Source organism: Paenibacillus sp. FSL R7-0128 (assembly GCF_038002245.1).
Classification (GTDB): Bacteria; Bacillota; Bacilli; order Paenibacillales; family Paenibacillaceae; genus Paenibacillus_AQ; species Paenibacillus_AQ silagei.
On sequence record NZ_JBBOCD010000001.1, the window covers coordinates 2,557,382 to 2,581,534 of the forward strand.

18 protein-coding genes are annotated in these 24,153 nt (G+C 54.9%); 15 read left to right on the forward strand and 3 right to left on the reverse strand.

The genetic code is table 11. The features are described 5' to 3' along the window. Window positions 1-119: 119 nt before the first annotated feature. Window positions 120-2,150 carry a methyl-accepting chemotaxis protein gene (locus NST26_RS10395; RefSeq protein ID WP_340954304.1) on the forward strand — a complete coding sequence of 677 codons (2,031 nt, stop codon included), beginning with the start codon at window positions 120-122 and terminating at the stop codon, window positions 2,148-2,150. Between the two features lie 134 nt (window positions 2,151-2,284). On the opposite strand, the gene NST26_RS10400 is transcribed toward NST26_RS10395, so the two are convergent. Further along, the gene (locus NST26_RS10400) at window positions 2,285-2,878 is read right to left on the reverse strand and encodes an ankyrin repeat domain-containing protein (RefSeq protein ID WP_036725358.1); all 594 of its coding nucleotides are present in this window, start codon (window positions 2,876-2,878) and stop codon (window positions 2,285-2,287) included. Window positions 2,879-3,241: 363 nt separating this feature from the next. Between NST26_RS10400 and NST26_RS10405 the strand changes: the two genes are divergently transcribed. The 9 genes from NST26_RS10405 (at window position 3,242) to NST26_RS10445 (ending at window position 14,894) form a co-directional block, all read left to right on the forward strand. Then, window positions 3,242-3,517: a CD3324 family protein gene (locus tag NST26_RS10405; protein WP_036725355.1), complete on the forward strand. Its 276-nt coding sequence runs from the start codon at window positions 3,242-3,244 to the stop codon at window positions 3,515-3,517. A 504-nt stretch (window positions 3,518-4,021) separates the two neighbouring features. Continuing rightward, the gene (locus NST26_RS10410) at window positions 4,022-5,023 is read left to right on the forward strand and encodes a phosphotransferase enzyme family protein (protein WP_340979104.1); all 1,002 of its coding nucleotides are present in this window, start codon (window positions 4,022-4,024) and stop codon (window positions 5,021-5,023) included. 129 nt (window positions 5,024-5,152) lie between these two features. Then, a complete protein-coding gene (locus tag NST26_RS10415) occupies window positions 5,153-6,448 on the forward strand; it encodes an ABC transporter substrate-binding protein (RefSeq protein ID WP_340979105.1) in 1,296 nt (431 codons plus the stop codon). Window positions 6,449-6,529: 81 nt separating this feature from the next. Continuing rightward, window positions 6,530-7,423: a carbohydrate ABC transporter permease gene (locus tag NST26_RS10420; protein WP_340979106.1), complete on the forward strand. Its 894-nt coding sequence runs from the start codon at window positions 6,530-6,532 to the stop codon at window positions 7,421-7,423. Beyond that, window positions 7,424-8,257, forward strand: a complete 834-nt coding sequence (locus tag NST26_RS10425; RefSeq protein WP_036725349.1) for a carbohydrate ABC transporter permease — start codon at window positions 7,424-7,426, stop codon at window positions 8,255-8,257. 22 nt (window positions 8,258-8,279) lie between these two features. Beyond that, window positions 8,280-10,058, forward strand: a complete 1,779-nt coding sequence (locus NST26_RS10430; RefSeq protein WP_340979107.1) for a family 43 glycosylhydrolase — start codon at window positions 8,280-8,282, stop codon at window positions 10,056-10,058. Window positions 10,059-10,102: 44 nt separating this feature from the next. Further along, complete coding sequence (locus tag NST26_RS10435) at window positions 10,103-11,416, forward strand: ABC transporter substrate-binding protein (protein ID WP_340979108.1); 1,314 nt, start codon at window positions 10,103-10,105, stop codon at window positions 11,414-11,416. A 27-nt stretch (window positions 11,417-11,443) separates the two neighbouring features. Continuing rightward, on the forward strand, window positions 11,444-13,255 hold the full coding sequence (locus tag NST26_RS10440; RefSeq protein ID WP_340979109.1) for a cache domain-containing sensor histidine kinase: 1,812 nt from the start codon (window positions 11,444-11,446) through the stop codon (window positions 13,253-13,255). After that, window positions 13,248-14,894 (forward strand): response regulator, encoded by a 1,647-nt coding sequence (locus tag NST26_RS10445; protein WP_340979110.1) that lies wholly within the window; start codon window positions 13,248-13,250, stop codon window positions 14,892-14,894. The genes NST26_RS10440 and NST26_RS10445 overlap by 8 nt, the downstream gene beginning before the upstream one ends. 318 nt (window positions 14,895-15,212) lie before the next feature. Here NST26_RS10445 and NST26_RS10450 read toward each other — a convergent pair whose 3' ends face one another. Continuing rightward, complete coding sequence (locus NST26_RS10450) at window positions 15,213-16,493, reverse strand: histidine--tRNA ligase (RefSeq protein WP_340954289.1); 1,281 nt, start codon at window positions 16,491-16,493, stop codon at window positions 15,213-15,215. A 286-nt stretch (window positions 16,494-16,779) separates the two neighbouring features. Between NST26_RS10450 and NST26_RS10455 the strand changes: the two genes are divergently transcribed. Both NST26_RS10455 and NST26_RS10460 read left to right on the forward strand, forming a co-directional pair. Continuing rightward, window positions 16,780-17,433, forward strand: coding sequence for an HD domain-containing protein (locus NST26_RS10455; protein WP_036725340.1), 654 nt, complete (start codon window positions 16,780-16,782; stop codon window positions 17,431-17,433). A 91-nt stretch (window positions 17,434-17,524) separates the two neighbouring features. Then, the gene (locus NST26_RS10460; RefSeq protein WP_340954286.1) at window positions 17,525-18,976 is read left to right on the forward strand and encodes a DEAD/DEAH box helicase; all 1,452 of its coding nucleotides are present in this window, start codon (window positions 17,525-17,527) and stop codon (window positions 18,974-18,976) included. A gap of 367 nt (window positions 18,977-19,343) precedes the next feature. Here the strand turns inward: NST26_RS10460 and NST26_RS10465 are convergent, their stop codons facing one another. Further along, the gene (locus NST26_RS10465; protein WP_036725333.1) at window positions 19,344-21,059 is read right to left on the reverse strand and encodes an ABC transporter ATP-binding protein; all 1,716 of its coding nucleotides are present in this window, start codon (window positions 21,057-21,059) and stop codon (window positions 19,344-19,346) included. A 219-nt stretch (window positions 21,060-21,278) separates the two neighbouring features. Here NST26_RS10465 and NST26_RS10470 point away from each other — a divergent pair, with 219 nt between their 5' ends. The 3 genes from NST26_RS10470 to NST26_RS10480 all read left to right on the forward strand — a co-directional run bounded on the left by NST26_RS10470 (window position 21,279) and on the right by NST26_RS10480 (window position 24,075). Further along, on the forward strand, window positions 21,279-21,383 hold the full coding sequence (locus NST26_RS10470) for a YjcZ family sporulation protein (protein ID WP_209874443.1): 105 nt from the start codon (window positions 21,279-21,281) through the stop codon (window positions 21,381-21,383). 291 nt (window positions 21,384-21,674) lie between these two features. Then, window positions 21,675-22,907 (forward strand): CynX/NimT family MFS transporter, encoded by a 1,233-nt coding sequence (locus tag NST26_RS10475; RefSeq protein ID WP_340954284.1) that lies wholly within the window; start codon window positions 21,675-21,677, stop codon window positions 22,905-22,907. 157 nt (window positions 22,908-23,064) lie between these two features. Next, a complete protein-coding gene (locus NST26_RS10480; RefSeq protein WP_340979111.1) occupies window positions 23,065-24,075 on the forward strand; it encodes an ABC transporter substrate-binding protein in 1,011 nt (336 codons plus the stop codon). Window positions 24,076-24,153: the final 78 nt, after the last annotated feature.

Consider the following 24,153-nt stretch of genomic DNA (forward strand, 5'->3'; position numbering starts at 1 on the left):
ATACAACATTCCATTATTCATTACGTTCGAGGAAAATCCGATAATTATTGTAATAAAGCAATCTTTTTGGTTGTTTAAAGGCTAAGGAAAGACAACGGGGCGGAAGGAAGTAGAAGAAGATGAAGATTCGTATGAAGCTATCGGTTATGATGATTGTCGTTACACTGATTTCTACAGCATTAATGGGGATTTTTACGTACACCAAATCCACAGGCACCATCATGAACCTGACCGAATCTTCCATGGCGCAGGTAGGCACGGATAAGGCACAGACCATCGGCGCAATGATCGACAAGGAGAAGCGGAACATACAGCTGGTTGCGGGGGAGAGTGAGATCACCGAGCTGCTGCTTCAGGCTGCAAATGGCGGCTCAGTGGAGGAAGCGCTACACGACCAGATCAATGTCAAGCTTCAGGGCCAGGTGAAGGATGCGGGCAACCTGGAACATATGTTTGTAGTTGATCTGAAGGGAACGGCGGTGGCGGATAGCGATACCAAGCTGGTAGGCGCCAATTTCAGCGATAGAAATTATACGAAGAATGTCTTGAAGACCGGGATGCCTGTCATTAGCGAGACGCTGAAATCCAAGTCAACAGGGGCATATATTGTGGCTTTTGTCCATCCGGTGATGAGTGGTGAGAAGATGATCGGGTTCGTAGCTTCGGCGGTCAGGGCGGACAGTCTGGTGACCTATCTGGCCGATGCCAAGGTGGCGGGTGCGCCTTCCTCTTACGCCTATCTGGTGGATGAAACGGGGAATACGCTCTATCATCCCGACGGGAAGAAGATAGGTTCCCAGGTGGAGAACGAATCCATCAAAGCCGTGGTCGAGCGGGTGAAGGCGGGGGAGAGCGTTGCCGATGGCATTGTGGAATATACCTTCAACGGGGCCAAGAAAAAAGCGGCCTATACCGTGCTCCCCGAGACGAAGTGGACCCTGGTGCTGACCGGAGATGTGGAAGAGGTGCTGCAGCCGGTTAGCGAAATGACGAACTTCATTATGCTGCTCGGCCTGGGAAGCCTACTGCTCACTCTGCTGATCGGGACTACAGTGGCTACCCGGATCTCCTCGCCGATCATCAAGCTCACGGAGCTGGTGAACCGCACGGCAGAGCTGGATCTCAAATATGATAACCAATATGAATATTTGACTAAAAATAAAGATGAGACAGGAACCATCGCCAAGGCTATGTTCCGTACCCGTGCGGCGCTGCGTGAGATGGCGGGCAGTCTGATTGCGATCTCCACCAAGGTACTGGACAATGCCGAGACGCTGGAGAAGCTGTCGAACGAGGTCAGAGAGAATGCGCATGACAATTCAGCCACGACAGAGGAGCTGTCCGCAGGGATGGAGGAGACGGCGGCTTCTACCGAGGAGATGACGGCGGCTATCCACGAGACCCTGAATAATGTCAGAATGATCAGCGATAAGGTAAAAGAAGGCTCCGGAGTATCGGGCCAGATTACGCAGCGGGCCCTGGAGCTTCAGCATGATGCAGTGACATCCACCGAGAATGCGAAGCAGATCTACAGCTCGGTCCGCAGTGAGATGCAGAAGGCGATCGAAGAGTCGGGAGCCATTCACGAGATCAACGTATTGGCCGATACGATTCTCTCCATTACAAGCCAGACCAACCTTCTGGCCCTGAATGCAGCGATTGAAGCCGCACGGGCAGGCGAGGCGGGCCGGGGCTTCGCCGTGGTGGCCGGGGAGATCCGCAAGCTGGCAGAGAAGTCCTCCGAGACAGCGTCAGGCATTCAAGAGGTGGTCAAAAATGTCTATGCCTCCGTGGAGCAGATGACCCGGCATTCCGAGGCCGTGCTGAGCTTCATCGACCGCAATGTGCTGGGCGATTATGAGCGCCTGACCGAGGTCAGCCAGCAGTACAATGATGATGCTTCCACAATTAACGGGCTGATGAACCAGTTCGAGGAAGCGGCCGATCACCTGAACGAGACCGTCTCCAGCATCGCCATCGCTGTCAATGAGGTGGCGGCCACGGTGAACGAGGGGGCCATCGGGGTGCAGGATATCGCCGAGAAGACGGCGGATATTGTGGAGAAGACCTTCCATGAAGCCACAATGGCCGATGAGAATACGCAGAGTGCTAAGGAGATGCAACAACTGGTAGAGAAATTCAAAATCTAAACTCGTTTCAGCAGATCTTTACCTGGGCTTCATCTGTTTTTAAGCTTCGCGGGGTATAGTACTCACATACCCCCCTTTAATATAACTTTTGGCCCCGCCGGACGCTGGCGGGGTCCCTTTTTTATTCCAGCTGTTTAAAAGCGGCTTGCCGTCTCCAGCATAGCGGCCATTTCTGTATAGCCCTGCGACTGGGCATGCGCCAGCGGTGTGACACCCTCGCGGTCGGCGATGGCTGGATCGGCTCCGTGCGTCAGCAGCAGCTTGACGATTGTCTGATGCCGCTCCCCGCCGTCGCCGAGGATGACGGCCTCCAGCAGCGCGGTCCACCCCAGATTGTTGATATGGTCGATGTCGACATCCGAATGCTCCAGCAGATACTTGACGACCTCGACATGCCCTCGATCTGCGGCGGGGATCAGCGCAGTCCCGCCATAGCGGTTGGTCAGCGTCGTATCCGCTCCCGCCTCAACCGCCATTTTCACAATGTTCAGATATCCGGATGCTCCGGCATATAGCAGCACATTATTAAGCATACTGTCGCGAATGTTGATATCGGCACCTTGGGCAATAAGCGCTTCGACCGTCCCGGCATGGTTGCCATAGGCCGCGGCGACCACCGCCGTTCGGCCGCTTTCGTCCTGCGCCTGAATATCCGCTCCGGCCTCCAGCAGCCGCAACACCTCAGCGGTATCCCCGCGCTCCGCCGCTGCGATTAATTGTTTATTCATGATTATGACCTCATCTCCCCTGCCGCCTCATCTAGGATACTAAGAATGGCAATTGGTTCTACCTTATTTATTGGTATTATGGACAAATCTATGATGAAATGTCAAAAGCCGCGGGTAAACAACATTTGCGCAAAAGCCGGGGTGTCCGGTATGCTATATGTAAGTAATATACTGGGAGGAGGAAACTTCATGAGCAGATTAATGCTCAGCTCTGCGCAGAGTCTATGGACCACACAGCGGTTAATGTGCAGAGCGGTTAGCAATACTCCGCTGTAACGATTCACCAGTTCCTCTGTGAACACCTGTCCGATAGACTCTGCTGCCTTGATAAGTTGAAACAACTTAAAAGGAGCGGAGCAAGTAATGAAATATGTAAATGCAGATGTGGTATTGCCGCAGCAGCTGCTGCAGGAGATTCAGAAATACATGCAGGGCGGGATGCTGTATATCCCGAAGCCTGAGGGACAGCACAAGCGGTGGGGTGAGAATTCAGGCGGCAGATCCTACTTAAGCGCCCGGAACCAGTCCATTCGTGAGCATTATGCCAGCGGATTGAGCGTAACTGAGCTGGCGGAGCAATTCTGCCTGTCAGCCGACAGCATCAAGAAGATTGTGTATGGAAGCAAGCAGAGAAAGTAGAGATCTAAGGCCGCGTGACGCAGCCATTTCTGCTTGTGAGATTCAACCACGAGCTGGCTTCGACTGCACTATATACACTAGATTCGTTCAAAACCTCCCGAAAAATAGCATCTGCTGCACTCTGTACAGTAGAATTTTGCGCAGGCGGCCTTTTGGAGCATATATGCAGAAATCTGGTGTATGAAATACAGCAGAATGAGTTTTTGGACCCATTCAATCATAATCTATTGTAGAAAATACAATCGCAGCGTCCACGCACACGTGCTAACACACAAGCGCCAACTCACGAGCATCCACACACAAGCGCCCATACACAACCGCTCACGCCTAGCACTCAACCTGATCCACCCGTAACAAATAGGCTGTCCCAAGAAGTCGCGTTATGACTCTTGGAGCAGCCTCTTTGTTTTGTGCAAAAGTCAGGTTATACCTGTCTATTATCTATGTCCGCTGCCTCCGCCAACCCTATAATGAATGCAGACATCCATATGAGGGGGCAGGAAGATGAAATTAGAAACAGCAGCAAGGGATATAGTACTGCGGGCGCTTAAGGCATATGAGTTGGATTGGACAAAAGTTGAATATATTAAGCAGTCCGACAGTATCACGTTCAAGGTAGAGACGGAAACTGCGGGCAAGCTGCTGCTGCGGATACATGGCGAACGGTGCAACCGGTCTGAAATTCTGTCAGAGCTGGAATGGCTCAGCCACCTCAGTCAGACAGCGGAGCTGGTTGTCCCCGTGGGGCTGCCCGATTCAAGCGGCAGATATATCCTTGAGGCTGGCAATGAAGCTGGCAATGAACCTTACGGTGGAGCGCAGCAGCTGAGCTATGTTACCCTGATGCGCTGGGTCGAAGGTGAACATGCAGCGGGCAATCTGACAGATGAGCAGCTCCACGCTGTAGGCGTGATGCTGGCCGGGATGCATCAAGCAGGCGAACAGTTTGTACCATCGGCAGCGTTTAACCGTCCAGTGTGGGGAGCGGACAGCTTCCGCAAGGAATGGGATAAGCTGGAGAAGCATCATGAGGCTCTGGTGCCGGAACCGGGGTGGAAGCTCTATCAGGCTGCCGCCGCCAGAATCCCGGGTGAACTCGAGGCCATGACGCCAGACCCCGGCAGTTATGGCCTGATCCATGGTGACCTGCACTTTGGGAATGTGGTGTTCGCTGACGGCCAGCCCCGGGCGATTGATTTCGGCCTCTGCGGCTACGGCTTCTACCTGTATGATCTGGCCGCCGCTCTGCTGGAGCTGTCCACGGAGCAACGCTGGAGCCTAATTCGAGGCTACAGCAGTGTCCGTGCGCTGGAGCCGGATTATGAACGGAAGCTGGAATGCTTCTTTGTCAAAATCATGATCGGAAACTATAGCCACCACATCTCTAATCCCGATGAACTGCCCAGCTTGCGCGAAGAACAGCCGTATGCGCTGGCATATCTAAAGGAATATCTGGCGGACTCCCGCTTTTTGTTCAAGAGAATCGAACCTGTGCAAGTAGAATGAAGCTGTGCAATCTGTAAATATGTCCACTGAACCTAGTCTGAGGACATTTATTGCCCTCCCCTGCGGCGGTAACATAAAGACATCAAAGAGCAGTCAGCTTTGAATCACCGGTCAAAGGGGAGTATACAGATGAAGCGATCTATGCAAAAGGGAGCATCACTAATGCTGATGGTTATGATGCTGGCACTGGTTGTAACCGCTTGCGGCGGTAACAATGCGAAGAATAAAGGCGCGAACGGCGGAGAGGCCACACAGGGGGCGGACAGCGGCAGCGGCAAAAAGACAGAGCTGTTGTTCTGGTCACCCTTCTCCGGCTCGGATGGCCCGTTCATGAAGAAAATTGTTGATAAATACAACAGCTCCCAGGATCAATACAAAGTGAATTTTGTAATCCAGCCGAATGGCGAATATTACAAGCAGCTTGATGTAGCGCTCAGTACCGGCAAGGAACAGCCGGACCTGATGATTATGCATGTCGATCAGGTGCCGACGTACCAGAGCAAGGAGCAACTGCAGCCTGTGGATGAGCTGGCGGCCGCGGCCGGGATCAACCCGGCTGATTTTGCCGAAGCTCCGGTGAAATATGCCACGATCGACAACAAGCTGTATACGATCCCGCTGGACATTCATCCGGTCGTTATGTATTACAACAAGGATCTGTTCGAGAAGGCGGGCATCACTGCGCCTCCAGCGAACCGTACCGAATTCGACGCCGCTGTACTGAAGCTGACGGACAAATCCAAGGGGGTCTATGGATACGTGGTGCCGACCCTCTGGCCGCAGCAGTTCATCTTCCCGTCCCTCGTCTGGCAGAATGGCGGGGAACTCTGGAACGGAACGGATGTAGCCTACAATTCACCTGAAGCGGTTGAAATGGTACAGTGGCTGCGCGATATGGTAGACAAGGGGGTCTCCCCGGCCAATGTTCAGCAGGATGGTGAGAATACCCTGTTCCTGCAGGGCAAGAACGCCATCCAGTTCAACGGGCCGTGGATGAAATCCCAGTTCGATGAAGCCGGGCTGAATTATGGCGTCGCTGTCATGCCGCAGATCGGCAAGGTGAAGCAGGCTATTTATGCAGGCTCGCATGGCTTCGTCGTTCCCAAGGCCGTGACAGACAGCATGAAGCTGGCCGGTATCGGCGATTTCCTGAAATATGTCTCCGGCAACTCACTGGACTGGGCGGAATCCGGGCAGGCGGTAGCTTCCAAGACCGTGATGGACAGCGCCGAATTCAAGGCGATGGAGTTCCAGAGTACGGTATCCCAGAGCTTCTCCTCCGTACAGTTCGCACCGAATGTGCTGAATTGGGGGACCATTATCGAGCCGGTATGGGGAGAGCTGAGCAGTGCCCTTCTTGGCAAAAAATCACCGCAGCAGGCGATGGATGATGCTGCAGCCAAATCCCGTCAGGCGATGAAATAGGGGTCCGTGGAGCGGATCATTCGGTTGGCATGGCGGGGAGCGGGAGCTTCCCGCTTTTCCTTATCCTAAGGAGGAATCACTTTGAAAACCCTGTGGACTTCACGTTTGACCTCATTTCTGTTCGTGCTGCCCTATCTGGCTGCCTTCGCGCTGTTTCTGCTCTTCCCGATTCTGTATGGCTTTATCATCAGCCTGCAGGACTTCGAGCTGCTGTCTGCCGCCCACCCCTTTGTGGGGCTGCGTAATTACATGACCATTTTCACCCCGGGGACCTATGAGAACAGTATTTTCTTCCGCGGTCTGTGGACCACCCTCCAGTTTGTCCTGTACTCGGTTCCGCTGCTGATCGTTACGGGGCTGGGGATCGCGATGCTGGTCAATGCGCTGCCGGCGAAGCTCCGGGGTCTGTTCCGCACCTTCTATTTCCTGCCCTACGCGCTGTCAGCTTCCGTGATGGCTGTTATCTGGCTGATGATGTTCGATACGAACGCCGGGTTCATTAACAGTCTGCTGCAAAAGCTGGGCCTAACCGGCATCCCCTGGCTGACCGCTACGCCATGGGCCTGGATTGCGCTGGTGCTTACGACACTCTGGTGGACGATCGGCTTCAATATGATTATTTTTGTGAATGCGCTCAATGAGGTGCCGGAGGATTATTATGAGGCGGCTTCCATGGACGGGGCGAATGCCTGGAAGCGTTTCGTGTCAATTACCTTGCCCTCCATCCGGCCGGTCATGCTGTTCGTAATGATCACATCAACCATCGCCTCCTTCAATATTTACGCCCAGCCGTTTCTGCTGACGCGCGGGGGGCCGGGAGATACCACCCGGGTGCTGCTGATCAATGTGCTGGACCAGGCGTTCGTGCGCAAGGATATCGGTTCGGCTTCGGCGATGGCGATTCTGATGGCACTGCTGATCATGCTGGTGTCTATCGTACAGTTCCGTCTTACGAACCGGAAGGAGAAGGTATAGATGGGAAAAGCCAAAAAAACAGGCCTGCTGCTGCTGGCCATCCTGATTGCGCTGTTCGTGCTGCTGCCGCTGGTCTGGATGCTGTCGACTGCGTTCAAAAATGATTTTGAAGCCCTCTCGGGGCGGATGAACTTCCTGCCGAAGAAGCCTACGCTGGATAATTTCGTCCAGGGGCTGAGCGGGGAGCTGATGAATACCCCGATTCTGCGCTGGATTGTCAATTCCCTGTCGGTGGGGATTGCGGGCACAGCGATCGTACTGCTGATCGATTCCATGGCGGCGTTTGCCCTGGCCCGTCTGCCGGATCTGCCGCTGCGCCGCACGCTGCTGGCGATGTTCATTGCTTCGCTGATGATTCCAGGCGTACTGACCTTTCTGCCGATGTACATCGAATTCAATACACTCGGTCTGATCAACACGTATCAGGCGCTGATCCTCCCGGCTACCGCCGGGGCATTCGGGGTATTCCTGCTGTACCAGTTCTTTGTCTCCTTCCCGAAGGAGATCGAGGAAGCGGCCCGGATCGACGGGGTGAACAAATGGAATCTGTATCGGAGAATTCTGCTGCCTTCAGCGGTTTCGATCATGACGACACTGGGGATTTTCACCTTTATGGGGATTTATAATGATTTTGTCTGGCCGCTGTACGCGACCACCTCTCCGGAGATGCGGACGATCACCGCAGGGATTGCCATGATGGCCACCGGCAGCTATACCCAGAGCTATGGTAAATTAATGGCCATGACCACCATCGCGGCGCTGCCGGTGCTGATCCTGTTCATTGCCGGCCAGAAGTCGTTCGTTAGGGCGATTACCAGCTCGGGAGTGAAATAGCGGAAGGCGGGGAGGGAAGCAGATGAGCATGAAACCTGATACACAGCAGAAGGCATGGGCAGGCAAAAATTCACGTACAATAATCTACTCCCTTGCGGCGCTTCTGTTCTTTATACTCGCAGGAGGTGCATACTTGTTGCTGAAGCCCAATAACGGCGTTAAGGATGAAGTCTACAAGGGGCATGGGGGAACATTCAAGAACACGCTGGACGAGATCGATACGCCTGATCCGAGTGTGATCTACAAGGATGGATATTATTATATGACCTTCACCCATAACGGAACGGATATTATGGTGATGAAGTCGCTCACCCTGGATTTCCGCCAGGCGGAGCGGAAGGTCGTATGGTACCCGCCGGCGGAGACAGCCTACTCGGCGAATCTCTGGGCACCCGAGCTGCAGTATATCCGGGGAAGCTGGTATATCTATTTTGCCGCAGATGACGGACAGAACGAGAACCACCGGATGTATGTGCTGCAAGCGGACAGCGGTGATCCGCTGGGCAGCTATACCTTCAAGGGCCAGGTAACTGACAGCAGTAATAAATGGGCGATCGACGGGCTGGCGATGGAGGTGGACGGGGAGCTGTATTTCGTCTGGTCCGGCTGGGAAGGGGAGGCAAACGCTGCGCAGAATACCTATATTGCTCCGATGAGTGACCCGCTGACGATCAGCGGACCGCGGGTGCTGCTGAGCGAGCCGCTGCTTCCCTGGGAGCAGGCCGGAGGCCCGCCTTATATTAATGAGGGCCAGTCCGTCCTTCATCATAACGGCCGTGTCTTCATTGTATTTTCCGGTGCTGGAAGCTGGACTCCGTACTACAGCCTGGGACTGCTTGCCCTGAAGCCGGGCGGCAACCCGCTGGAGGCCGCAGACTGGATCAAGGCGGAACAGCCGCTGCTGGCCATGGATGAAGCCGCCGGAGTCTACGGTCCGGGGCATAATTCATTCACGGTCTCGCCGGACGGAAGTGAGCAGTGGATCGTCTATCATGCCACGACAGGGGCGGAGGACGGCTGGAACAACCGCAAGGTACGGGCCCAGCCGGTTAGCTGGGACGCTGACGGCCTGCCGGTCTTCGGCAAGCCGCTGCCGCTGAGTGAGGCCATCCCGGTTCCCGCAGGCATGGGCGTGTTCCGGGCGGAAGCGGCCCTGCGCAGCGGGAACAAGCTGGAATTCCCGTCGCTGCCGTCTACGGTGGATACCATGATCCCGCTGCTGGTGCATTATGTGAATCCGGGCGGAGAACCGGCCGGGGCGGCAGTCTCGGTAAATGGCGGGCCGCCGGCGGCGCTTCAACTGCCGCCATCCGGTGAGAGCCAGACCGGCTATGCTTATCTGAGCCTGCCGTTCACAGCAGGGAAGAATACAGTAGCCATAGAGCTGCCCGAGGGTGCTGTGACGGAGGTGAAAGCGATTGAAATTCCGCGATATGAAGGCGAGGCCCAGGCTATGGAGGGGAACGCTGCGGCAGAGGATAATCCCTATGCCTCGGGAGGGGCAGCGGCTGTCTTAAGCGGCGGCGGAGCTGTGCTGAAGTTCAGCCATATTCAGGTCCCGCACAGCGGAACCTACACGGTTCTGGCGGCGGTGATGAATGCTTCGCCGGACGCGGAGCTGGAGCTGTCGGTGAACGGAGGTGCGAAGACGCTCTATTCCCCCCTCTCGCAGGAACGCAATATGCCTTCCCTTTGGCAGCTGGAGCTGAAATTACAGAGGGGGCCGAACGAGATCATTCTTTTTGACAGACAAGGCAGCTTCAGTATAGATTATATGGATATATGGCAGAAGAGTGAATGAGCCGGGAGATTCATAGACAGCAAGCAGGGCGGGGGCAGACTCATATGAGCGAGACGCGAGGCAAGACCGGATACAGACGGAATATACTGAGTGCGCTTTCAATTCTGCTGATGGTATGGCCGCTGCTGGGCGGATGTGGTGCAGAGAAGGAGGAAACGCCGCTGGCCCCGGTTGCCCAGCCGGTGATTCTCGAATACTGGACCCCGTTCAGCGGGGGAGACAATATCTTCATGACCGGGCTGGTGGAGCAGTTCAACAAGGAACATCAGGATATCCGGGTCGATCAGATCAACTCCCGGCTGGATGATTACTATTCCCGGCTGCGGACAGCCATTCTGTCCGGCAATGCGCCGGATCTGGCGGTGATCCATGCCACCAATCTCCCGCAGTTCGTGCAGAACGCTTATATTGAGCCCCTTGACGGATTGGCTGCGGATACGGGCCTGGACTGGAATCAGTTCAGCACCAAAATTGCCGAATCCACCGTCTACGGAGGTGCACATTACGCGGTACCTCTGGATACGCATACCCTGGTGCTCTACTATAATAAGAAATATTTAAGAGCGGCCGGGCTGCTGGATGCAGCGGATAAACCGGTGATCGGCCGGGGAGAGCAGGGCTTTACCGCATTTTTGCAAAAGCTGAAGCAGTCCGTTCCGCCCGGTGTCGCACCGCTTGCTCTGCCAAGCACGCGGATTGATTCCGTGTGGTTATGGTGGAGCCTGTACAATCAGATCGAGGGCGGTGGTGTCTTTTACAATCCGGACGGCACACAGGCGGTCTTCAATAATAAGGCATCGTTACAGGCGCTGGAGTTCGTCAACAGTCTGTACCAGCGGGAGCTGATTCCGCCGGGGATCAATGATGCCTTCAAGCTGTTCTATGACGGGGAGGCGGCGGTGCTGATTACCGGGGTATGGGGCACGGGCGCTTTTGAGAAGGCTGAGAAGCTGGAGCTGGGGGTTGTGCCGGTTCCGGTCATTTATGATCATCCGGCCGTCTGGGGAGATTCGCATACGCTGGCGATTCCGGCCCAAAGTGAGATGAGTACGGAGAAACGGAGGGCGGCGATGGCTTTTGCCCGTTGGGCCGTTGAGCACGGGGTGATGTGGGCGGAGGCGGGCCATGTCCCGAGCTCCCGGAAGGTCGTGGAGAGCGGGGCGTATTCCGCGCTAAAATTCCGCAGTGACTATGCGAATACCGCCAACTCCGTAGTCTATTGGCCGCGGAATATGAAGCAGTGGAGTATTAATGAAGAGATCATCCGGCAGTTTGAGCGGATGATCTACAAGGAGCAAAGTCCGGCGCAGGCTCTGCAGCAGGCGGTGGACAGCATCAACCTTCAACTGAAGAAATGACTGTAAGGGAGCAAGGGGGGAATGCGGTTGAAATCCTTTCGCGGCTGGTTCAGGAACCTGGCGCTTGCGCGCAAGCTTATTCTTATCAATGTCGTGTTCATTGTGCTTCCGCTGGGACTGATGGGCTATTTCGCCTTTGCCCGTTTCACCGAAACGACCGAGCGCAAGGTAGGCGATTACCAGCTCCAGACACTGAAGCAGCTTACCCTGAATATCGATACCTATATGAATGAGCTGAACCGGCTGACCGTGATGCCCTATCAATATCCCAAGGTGACCGATTATCTGGCCACGAAGCGTGCTCCCGGCGAACCCCTGACGCTGGATGAGATCAGCGGACTCAACAGCTTCGTCACCCAGGTGTTTCTGAACGGCCGGGTCGATATTCTGGGCGTTTCCCTCTACGGTACGGGCGGAGCATCCTATGTGGTCATGCCGGAGAGCCAGTATGTCACGACTTACAAGCTGGATGAGAATGTGAGTTGGCTGAATAAGTTCAAGGGTCATTATGGACAGCCAGTCTATGTGGCCACGCATGATTTAAGGTCCAGCGGCGGAAATGTATATCAGGCCTTCTCCATCGTAAGGGAGCTGCGCAGCTTCGATGACGGAGTCACGCTCGGGTACATTGTCATTGATGTGGACCCTAAGTTCATCCGTGAGATTCTGTCCAAGGTCACGCTGGACCCCCAGGAGCTGCTGTACATTACGGATGATTCCGGCAACCTGGTTACCGGCAAGGATCACGGAATTCCGCAGGGAGTAGCGGATGGTTCCTCCGGCAGAACGGGCGAAGGGGTCAGCCATGTGAAGTCCGGGGGTGAAGGGCTGCTGGTCGCACATGTCACCTCTGAGGTGACCGGCTGGACCACCGTGGGCGTTGTGCCGGTGTCCGGTCTGATGAAGGATACCGAGGTGCTGCGCACGTACCTTATTCTCATTGGTGTGATCTGTGTAGGCCTGGCCTTGCTGCTGTATGTGTTCATCGCCTACCGGATCACCCAGCCGCTGCGCAAGCTGAGCCGGCTGATGCGTAGTGTTGAGCGCGGCGATCTGAGTCAGGCTTTTCCGGTGAGCGGGACGGATGAGGTGGGGCTGCTGGGCCATTCGTTTAACGGCATGATTGCCAAGCTCAGCGAGCTGGGTTATCTGCTCTATGAGACGGAAATCCGCGAGAAGGATGCGCAGATTGCCGCGCTGCAGAGCAAGATCAATCCGCATTTTCTGTACAATACACTGGGCTCAATTAGTATGTATGCCGAGCTTGAGGGCAGCCCGGAGATTATAACCATGTCTAACAACCTGAGTAAGCTGCTGCGTTACAGTCTGAGCGGGCGCAAGGAGCATGTGACGCTGCAGGATGAGTTGGACCATGTAAGCGGCTATATGGCCATCCAGCAGATGCGCTATGAGGAACGGATTCAATTCACGATGAATATTGAGCCCTCCCTGCTGGACTGCGAGGTCATTCCGCTGATGATCCAGCCGCTGGTCGAGAATGCCATTAATCATGCGCTAGACCAGGGGGTGGGCCGGGGCGTGATTACATTGACCGCAGGCAGCAGCAATCAGGTGCTTACCATTACAGTCGAGGATGACGGAATCGGTATGAATGCGGAGGCGCTGGAGGCGCTCCGGCTGCATCTGCGGAATACGGAGGAGCTTGGCGGGCGCTCCGGCAACGGGCTGCTGAATGTCCACCGCCGGATCGTGCTGCATTACGGGGAGGAATACGGCCTCTCACTGGAGAGTATGCCGTATCAGGGCTTCAAGGCCGTGCTCAAGCTGCCGGTCATTCATCATCAGGGCATTGCAAGGGAGGATGACGGGGTTGCCTAGAATATTGATTGTGGACGATGAATCGGTCTTCCGCAAAGGACTGCGCAAAATGATCACCAGCCTGGATAGCAACTGGGAGGTGGTCGGTGAAGCCAGCGACGGCTATGATGCACTCGACAAGCTGGCCGAGCTGTCTCCAGAGGTGCTGCTCACCGATATCCGCATGCCGCGGATGGACGGTATCCAGCTGCAGCAATTGGCCGCGGGACGCTTCAAGGATCTGATGACCATCGTGGTCAGTGGCTATGATGAATTCGCTTATGTGCAGCAGTCCATGCGCCAGGGGGCGAAGGATTACCTGATGAAGCCGGTGGAACGCCAGGAGCTGGGCCGTGTGCTGGAGCGGCTGCGGCAGGAGCTGGCTGAGCGTCACACGCAGTCTGCGCGAAGCGATCAGCCGTGGCAGGCGCAGCCTGTGCTGAAACGGCATGTGGCCGGTCATCTGGCGGACAGTCTGCTGAAAGGCAAGACAGCGGACAGCGACTTGCGGCTGCTGCGTGAGCTGGGCTTCGCCTTCGGTCATCCCTATTTCATCTGCATGGTCATCAAGCTGGATAAGCATTCCGTGGAGAAGGAGCGTTATCAGCGGGGAGATGCATCGTTGTTCCTCCTGTATATCCAGCAGGTCGTCCAGGAGATGATCGATCGTCAGGCCGTAGGAATAAGCTTCGTGCAGTCGGATACTGAGGTGGTTGCCCTGCTGAATACAGCAGACCCGCAGCATTCCCTGTCAGCGCCGGGAGCACTGGGGGACCTGATCCGCAGGCAGATCCGTTCCTTGTCCAATCTGACGGTGACGATCGGGGTCAGCAATCCGGCAGAAGGGCTGCCGGGAATCCCCAGAGCCTACAACGAGGCCGGAATTGCCCTCCTGTACCGGTTGATTGAAGGCGGTGACAAGCTGCTGGATTATGCCAAAATGAAGCAGCGCCCCAACGAAGGCAGCGGCCCCCTGAAGTGGTCCTGGGAGATCCTGGAGAAGTCGATTACCGGCGGAAGAGGAGCCGGCATCGGCCCGATTGTGGAGCATATGATCGAAGAGCTGTGCAGCACAGCGGAATCACCTGAGAGCATTCACCAGCAAATCTGCAAGCTGCTGCTGTATTATTATGAATTGTCCGAGGAGCTTGGGGTTACCGAATCATGGCTGGGCTCGAAGGATATCCGCACCATCCTGTTCGAGGTGTGCAGCCTCTCTTCACGGCAGGAGCTTGCCGAGCAATGCCGTGGGCTGCTGCTCACCCTGACCGGCTGCATTGCCGAATCCAGAGAGATGAAGGATATCGATCCGGTCACTGTGGCCCAGCGCTACATTTCGCAGCATTATCATCATCCGCTGAGTCTCAAGGAGGTAGCCGACAAAGTATATTTGAACCCGGTGTATTTCAGCAATCTGTTCAAGCAGAAGACCGGCGTCACCTTTAGCGAATTTGTCACGCATATCCGCATGGAGGAGGCCCGCAGGAAACTGGCCTTTACCGGGGAGAAGATCAGCAGAATCGCTGAGGAGACGGGCTTCGGCAACGTGCGCCACTTCAACCGTGTGTTCAAGAATTGCAGCGGTCTATCGCCCAAAGCGTACAGGGACAGCTCGCGCATGGTGCAGGCGGCTTCTATGGATCATAAGGACGGATCATAAGGACTGCTCGCAGCTTCTTTACTCTTTAACCCGTTTAACCATGGAGTTATACGAAATCCTGCACAGAATACAACAATGCGTGATCCAAAACGGCAATCTGGTGAAAATCCTGCACAAAAGACAACAATCGGTGCTCGCCAGGCGTCACTGCGGTGGGAATCCTGCATAAAGTGCAACAATTTGCATTATTGGAGATAAGTCTGATAAAAATCCTGCTAAAAATGCAACAATATGTTGTCGCCACGCGTAATCTGAAACTGATCCTATACTGATAGCCAAACAGGCGAGGGGGAGATACTCCAATTTACTTAACAACCATTATTGCGAAGTCAAGCGAACAGCCTCCGCCGCTGTAACCAGCTGCTCGCTCCCCAGCTCCATATCCTTCAGCCGCAGCTTCTGCTCAGCGGCTTCGCTCTCTCCGACCATAATCACATAGCGGATGCCCTTGGCGCTGGCTGTGGCCAGCGTTTTTTTGAGCTTGCGCATGCCGGTGTCCACCGTGACCCGGATGCCTGCCGACCGCAGCGCAGCAGCAGCAACTAGCGCCTGCGGCATATACCCGCCGATCGGAACGATCAGGACACCGGAACGCTCCGCCGCTGCCTGCTCCCGGCGTTCGCCTAACAGGGCCATGATCGACTCCATGCCGAAGGAGATCCCCACGGTAGGGTATTCGATATCATCACGCCCCACGAGCTTGCCGATGATCGCGTCATATCTGCCCCCGCCGCTCAGGCTTGAGGGATAGCTGCCTGAAGCATCGAAGATTTCATAGACTGTCCCCGTGTAGAATGACAGCCCGCGTGACAGAAATGGATCAAAGACGCACATGTCCGCAAGTCCAACCGCATCAATCAGCTGCTGCAAGGCCTGCACTTCGAGCGTCCCCGGCAGCCCTTCAAGCTTATACCGCTCCACCAGTTCCTTGAATCCCGGGTTCTTCAGCTCCAGGAGCTCTGAGATCAGTGTAACCGTCTGAGCGGTTAGCTGCTTGTCCGTCAGCTCTGCCAACACCCCGCCGCTGCCGATCTTAGCCAGCTTGTCGAGGGTCAGCATCACCGAGAGCTGTTCCTCTGCCGGAACCCCGACCGCCCCGAGAATCTCACCCAGGAAGCGGCGGTTGTTCCACTTCAGCACAACCGGAATCGCAAGGCGGCGGAACGCCTCTGCGGCGAGCTGCATCAGCTCCGCTTCCGCCTGCGGGCCGGCAATACCGACGACATCGGCGTCACATTGCAGGAATTCGCGCAGGCGGCCTTTTTTGACCGGACCATCCCGGAACACCTTCCCGATCTCATATCGCCGGTAGGGGAATTCAATGCCCGGATTTAAGGCAATCACCTTGGCAAAAGGGATCGTCAGATCGTAACGCAGCCCCAGCCTGCGCCCGCCCTGATCGGCCAGCTGGTACATTTCGCGCAGAATCTCATCGCCCCCGGCGTATTTGGAGGTCAGCAGCTCCAGCTCATTCAGCAGGGTTGTATCCATCGATTCGAAGCCGTACAGCTCGAACAGCTCCTGCAGCGTAGTGCGCACCTTCTGGCGGATGGTCTGTTCCCGGCCGAAGTAATCGTAAGTTCCTTTAATATTTTGCATACAGCACAGCTCCTTTAAATGTGAATTTCGGTAAAATAAAAAACGCGCCGGACCCCATGGTCCTGCGCGCTTATCTATGCCGCAGGGAGGTCGAACGCGAAATGCGCTAGCCCTCCCTGAATGAATTCAGGTGTGCTAACGCTGCTTGTGATGATGAAGCTGATTCGTTATGATGGACAAGCGGTTCATGCGAATCAATTCCCTTCCGGCTGGATTACAGCACATTATAGCGGATCAGGAGCAACCGCGCAAGACCTGCATTATTTTCCATAAAGGAGCAATCATAATGAATCATACAGAGCTGATTACAGCAGCAGAGAACTTCGCGAAGGAGCAGCTCGGCCAGGATACCACCGGCCATGACTGGTTCCATACTAACCGGGTGCGGAATACTGCGGCGCTGATCGCAAGAATGGAAGGGGCGAGTGTGGTCATCTGCACGATCGCTGCCCTGCTGCATGATGTAGCAGACGAGAAGCTGAACCCCTCCAAGGAGGCGGGGCTGCTCAAAGTACAAACATGGCTCACCGCACATCTGCCGGATGAAGCTGCGTGCAGGCATATTATGGAGATCATCGGGACAATGTCCTTCAGCGGCGGCGGGGGCGAGCCCATGTCAACGCTGGAAGGGCAGGTGGTCCAGGATGCGGACCGTCTGGATGCACTCGGGGCGATCGGCATCACGCGGACGATGGTTTTCTCCGGTGCGAAGGGCCGTCCGGTCTATGATCCGGAGATTCCCCCGCGTGACGAATCGCTGAAGAAGGAATACCGCGATTATTCCAAGGGTACGGCGGTCAATCATTTTTATGAGAAGCTGCTGAAGCTGAAGGACCTCATGAACACCCCGTACGGCAAGCAATTGGCGGAGGAGCGGCACCGGTTCATGCTGATTTTTCTGGAGCAATTCGATAAGGAATGGAATCAGGGGGCGGAGTAGGTGTTATAATGGAATAATGCGCAAGATGGATGGAACGCGGGCTGGCCCCGCCTGAACCGGAACAATCAGCATAGAAGAGGTAGAATATAATATGAGTGAAGAACAAGTACAGTTTAGTGATTATGGTCTGAATGAGGAGATTATCCGCGCGCTGGAGGTTCTGAAGTATGTGGACCCCACCGAGGTGCAGCGGAAGGTGATTCCGGTAGCGCTGAAGAGGCAGGATTTGATCGTCAAGTCTCAGACCGGCAGCGGCAAAACCGCAGCATTCGCCATCCCGCTCTGCGAGCTGGCCGACTGGGCGGAGAACAAACCCCAGGCGCTGGTGCTGACCCCTACCCGGGAGCTGGCCCAGCAGGTGAGAGAGGATATTACGAACATCGGGCGCTTCAAGCGGATCAAGGCGGTAGCCTTGTTCGGCAAGCAGCCTTTTGCCCCGCAGAAGCTGGAGCTGACCCAGAAGACGCATGTCGTTGTAGGCACGCCGGGCCGTGTATTCGACCATATTGAGCGCGGTACGCTGAACCTGAGCCGGATACAATATCTGGTGATTGACGAAGCGGACGAAATGCTCAGCATGGGCTTCATCGAGCAGATCGAGAAGATCATTAAGCAGCTGCCCAAGGAACGTGTAACGATGCTGTTCTCGGCGACACTGCCGGAAGTGATCAAGAATCTGTGCCGGAAGTATATGACGGACCCGGTGGATATTGAGATTGAAGCCAGCGGAATTACGACAGCATCGATTGAACATGCCTTGATTGAGGTTGTACAAGCTGCCAAGTTCGGACTGCTCAGCGACCTGCTGACGGTGGAGAACCCGGATAGCTGTATTATTTTTTGCCGGACCCAGGAGCAGGTGAATGCCCTCTTCCGCGGGATGGCCGACCTCGAATATCCGGTGGACAAGATTCACGGCGGCATGGAGCAGGACGAGCGGTTTGAGGTGATGAATGCTTTTAAGCGGGGCCAGTTCCGTTATCTGATCGCCACCGACGTTGCAGCCAGAGGGATTGATATCGAGAACATCACCCATGTCATCAACTACGATATCCCGCTCGAAAAAGAGAGCTACGTCCACCGCACCGGCCGGACTGCCCGCGCAGGCAAAAGCGGCAAAGCCATCACCTTCGTGACGCCGAACGAGCACAAATGGGTCAAGGAAATTGAAGGCTATATCGGCTTCAGCCTGCCGGAGATGAAGGCTCCCTCGGACGATGCCGTGGCCTATGCCAAACCTGCCTTCGATCTGAAGCTGGGTAAGCAGCAGGTCCGCAAAGCCGGCAAAACCGAGGTCATGAATCAGGACATCATGAAGCTCTATTTCAATGGCGGCAAGAAAAAGAAGCTCCGCGCGGTGGACTTCGTCGGCACCATTGCGAAGCTTGAGGGCATTTCGGCTGAGGACATCGGGATCATCACGATTCAGGATAACGTGACCTACGTCGATATTCTGAACGGTAAGGGATCACTCGTATTGCAGACGATGAAAGAGACTACCGTGAAGGGCAAGCTGCTGAAGTGCCATATTGCCAAAAAATAAGCTGGAGCAGTTAAGACATGTAACACTGCTTTCTTCTAAATCAGGAGCCTTGCGGACTCCAGAGGCCTTATTAGGCGGAAAAATCTGTTTTTGGGTAGTTAACGGACTCCAGAGATGTTATTTGCCTGAAAATGCGCTTATTGGACTTTTAATTGAGCAATAAGCGCTCTGGAGTCCAAAAGACGGGAAAAAGTGAGCAAGATTTGCACATAACGGCTCTGGTGTCCGCTACTATCCGAAGTGTCGAGTTTTATCTGAACAAAAAACCCTTCCGCGCAGCCTTAGGCTGCGCGGAAGGGTTTCATTTGTATATAGACCAGCTTAACCAGCCGTTAGAGTCCTGCTCTGCTCTTAACTCTTCGATATTCTAAGCATTGTACTGCGCCTGATACAGGCGGCTGTACGTGCCTCCGGCGTTCACCAGCTCCTCGTGGCGGCCTTCCTCGGAGATGCCGTCCTCGCTGACAACAACGATCCGGTCAGCGTTCTTGATCGTCGTCAGGCGGTGGGCAATGACCAGCGTGGTGCGGCCCACCGAGAGGTCGGCCAGTGACTGCTGGATTGCTGCTTCTGTCTCGGTGTCGAGGGCCGAGGTAGCCTCATCCAGAATCAGAATCGGCGGATTCTTCAGGAACATCCGGGCGATGGCCAGGCGCTGCTTCTGTCCGCCGGACAGCTTGACGCCGCGTTCGCCGATCACAGTGTCCATGCCATTCGGCAGGCTGTTAATCAGCTCCTCCAGGCGGGCCTGACGGGCAGCCTGCCAGATTTCCGGCAGCCCTGCATCAAGCTTGCCGTAGGCAATATTCTCACGGATTGTGCCGGAGAAGAGGAACACGTCCTGCTGTACGATCCCGATCTGCTTGCGCAGCGAGCTGAGCTTCATATCCCGGATGTCGATCCCGTCGATGGAGATCGCGCCGCCGGTCACATCGTAGAACCGGGGGAGCAGGCTGCAGATGGTTGTTTTCCCCGCACCGGAGGGTCCGACGAAGGCAATCGTCTCACCGGCGTTAACACTCAGGCTAATATCCTCCAGCACCTTGCGGTCGTCTTCATAGCCGAAGCTGACATTGCTGAAGCTGATATCCCCGCGAAGCGGGCCAACCGCTACTGCATCCGGTTTGTCAGCGATATCCGGCTCGGTATCAATGACTTCCAGATAACGTTTGAAGCCGGCAATCCCCTTCGGATAACTCTCGATTACAGCATTAATCTTCTCAATCGGCCGGAAGAAGACGTTGGACAGCAGAATGAAAGCGACGAATTCCCCGATTTCCAGCTCTCCCTGAATGAAGAACCACGCCCCGCAGACCATCACTACAATAGTGATCAGACGGGTCATCATATAGCTGACCGACGAGCTTTTGGCCATCAGCTTGTACGCCATCAGCTTGGTCTCACGGAACTTCTGGTTGTCCACCGCGAACAGCTCTTTCTCGAATTCTTCATTGGCAAAAGACTGGACCACGCGGATGCCGCCGACATTATCTTCAATCCGGGCATTGAAGTTTCCTACGTTGCCGAATAGACGGTGATAGGTTTCAGTCATGCTGCGTCCGAAGTGGATAATGACCCAGGCCATAATCGGCACGATGATGAAGGTGATCACGGCCAGCTGAAGATTGATATCGGCCATCAGCACAAATGCGCCGACCAGCGTCATAACGGCAATGAACACGTCCTCCGGCCCGTGATGCGCGACTTCCCCGATATCGTTCAGGTCATTGGTTATTCTGCCGAGCAGGTGACCTGTTTTATTGTTGTCGAAGAACCGGAAGCTGAGCTTCTGGATATGATCGAACATTTTTTTGCGCATATTGGTTTCAATATTAATGCCCAGCATATGCCCCCAATAGGTAACGACGTAATTCATCGCCGTATTGAGCGCATAGATCCCGAGCAGGGCAACGCAGGCAATCAGAATCAGCGGCCAATCCTGGCCCGGCAGCAGATCATCAATGAATTTATTGACAGCCACCGGAAAAGCAAGCTCCAGCAGACCGGCACCCACCGCACAGGTGAAATCAAGGATAAACAGCTTCTTGTAAGGACGGTAATAGGAGAAAAAACGACGCAGCATCTCTTGTTCACTCTTTTCTGTAATATGTTATGTATCTGGTTATTGAGATTGATTCTCAACTGAACCTATGTTTAGGATACTAAAGCGGGTTACACGTTTTGTCAACGGTGAGAACATTTAAATTAGAAATATACTGCGGAATTCATTGCCGTTTAACCCATACCGAAAAGCGGTTTTATACATATTTTAACAGTATACGGGCATAAAGGAGGAGTTAACATGAGCGAAAATATTGGGGGATACGGCGGAGTCTTCACTTCAACTGGAGCGATTCTGGTTCTGTTCATCCTGCTCGTCATCATCACTAAATCCTTCTGTCTCTAATTCTGTTTCACCTGTTGCCCTGCCGCCGGCCCTGAGACCGGCGGTTTTCTTCAAATATAAGAATTTATATGTTGCACACGATAACTTATCCTTCTATTTCTCGCTGAAACGGTACCGTCCTTTAAAAGGACGGCAAAGCCGTTTCCACTTGTGGCTAGGAGGCTGCTCCATCAAGCGATATGGTATAATGAAATAATGCGCCTTGGTTGAAGGGCGTAATACATATAGCGGCTGTATTCACTGACAAGCTCCGGGCTTGACGGGTGCTTTGCTGCGACCTGGAGGTACAACATGAAGCTCGGCCGTGAAAATAACAAGAGGACAAGCCCGGCCTTGTCCTCATCTGCTGCGGATATCCGCAGCAGATGGATGCTCGTCACCGGAATCAGCTGTGTGGCCGCTGCCCTGCGCGCCCCGTTCACTTCCGTCGGACCTCTGCTGGAGATGATCCGGGATGACCTGGGGTTGTCTAATACTCTGGCGGGAGCGATTACGACTTTGCCTTTACTGGCTTTTGCCCTGCTGTCACCGTTTGCGCCCCGGCTGGCCCGCAAGCTGGGACTGCCCAATATCCTGGTGCTGGCCATGCTCACGCTGTCCATGGGAATTCTGGTTCGTTCGGCTTCCGGCACGGTAACTTTCTTCGCAGGTACGGCGATGATCGGTCTGTCGATTGCCGTCTGTAATGTGCTGCTGCCGGGACTGATCAAGGGGAAATTTCCGCACCGCATCGGTCTGATGACCGGAATCTATACCGTGTCCATGAACATATGTGCAGCGGCTGCTTCGGGGCTGAGTGTTCCCTTGGCCACCCGTGCGGGGCTGGGGTGGAGAGGAACGCTGGCGCTCTGGTTCATGATTGCTGCACTGGCTACAATTTTCTGGATTCCGCAGCTGAAGAGTCTGGGCACAGGGCAGGCAGGCACTGCATCCTCTTCAGCGGCAAGGGTCTGGCGCTCCCCACTCGCCTGGCAGGTTACGCTGTTCATGGGGCTGCAATCCTTGCTCTATTATGTGCTGATTGCCTGGTTTTCGGTGATCCTAGGTGAGCGGGGGATGTCTGCCGGCCATGCCGGCTGGGTTCTCTCGCTGATGCAGCTGGCCCAGCTGCCGTTCACCTTCTTCGTGCCGCTCTGGGTGGGAAGGATGAAGAGCCAGCGGCTGCCGGTGGTGATAACTTCGGTTCTGTTTATCACGGGCATCCTTGGCGTCTGGTTGGGCAGTACCGCACTGATGGCATTATGGGCTATCTGCATAGGGATTGCCGGGGGCTTCGCCTTCGGTCTGGCGATGATGTTTTTCAGCCTGCGCACCCGGACCACACAGGAGGCCAGCGAGCTGTCAGGGATGGCTCAGTCTGCCGGATATTTGCTGGCGGCGGCGGGACCTGCACTGTTTGGCCTGCTGCATGATGCTGCGGGGAGCTGGAATGTACCGCTTGCGCTGCTTGTCTTAGCAAGCGTACTGCTGTTCGCAGCCGGTATGGGGGCCGGACGCGACAGATATGTGGGAGACCGGTTATAAACGATGGGCCCGTCAGCTTGGCGGGGTCAAACTATAAGTTTGTATAAGATTTTCGCAGAGAAAGTGCATTGAAAGCTGATCCTGGCATGCTACTATTGTGTTTAAGATCATCTGAGAATGATTATCAATGAAATTAGACACAGGAGTGAAGAGAGACATGAACAATTGGGGCCTGAAAATCATTTGGACCGCTGTACTTATCCTGGCAATGTCCGCTATCGCGGCCTGCGGAACGAATAACAAGGCTGCGGACGGCAAGAATGTCCAGACAGGAAATGCGGCAGCTGCCAATGCAGCTCCTGCAGAGACTGGCGGAGCGACAGCTTCAGAAGGGGCAACACGGACGGTAACCGGGGAATTCGGGGAGGTGGAGATTCCGGTGAACCCTCAGCGGGTAGCGGGAATCTACGTGGAAGATTACTTGAAGGCGCTTGGCGTAACTCCGGTGGTGCAGTGGTACCATCCCAGCTGGGGCAAGCAGGATTATCTGAATCTGGATGTGCCTGAATTTGATATCAGCGGCAGCATAGAAGCGCTGCTCGATAAGAAACCGGATCTGATCATTACCGATGGCGGTGCAGATGCCGCTAAGGTTGAGCAGTATTCCCTGGTAGCCCCAACCTACCGCCTGCCGGAGAGCGTATTGCAGGATTCAAGGCTAATCCTTACAGCGGTTGCAGACGCGCTCGGTATTCCTGAGAAGGGGAAGGCTGTACTGGCCGAATATGACCAGAAGGTAGCAGACGGCAAAGCCGCGTTGCAGCAGGCCTTGGGACAAGAGAAGGTGGCTGTGATCCGGCTGAATGTGGCAGACAAAACCGTTGCTCTTTTTGGAGTCAAAAACCGTTTTACCGGTGTGCTCTATAATCAATTCGGTCTGACACCTGTTCCTATGGCCGCTGAGATGACGGAATTTCAGTCGATCATCTCAGAAGAAGTGATCCCCGGGCTTGAAGCGGATCATATCATTGTGTTCCCTGACAACGGAAATTGGGATACTGCCGCCAACCAGGAGGCGATCCAAATTCTCGATGGCCCTCTGTGGAAGAACCTTCCTGCGGTGAAGAACGGCAATATCTACCGGATGGAGCGTTCGCACTGGCAATCCGGGGGGATTACCGCCAACCAGATGAAGCTGGATGATCTGCTTAAGACGATGGTGAAGTAATACGGCGTTAAGCGACGATGAGTCTATAAGCGAGAAGAAGGTCTATCCGCAAGGTTGATAGATCTTCTTTTTTGTTTT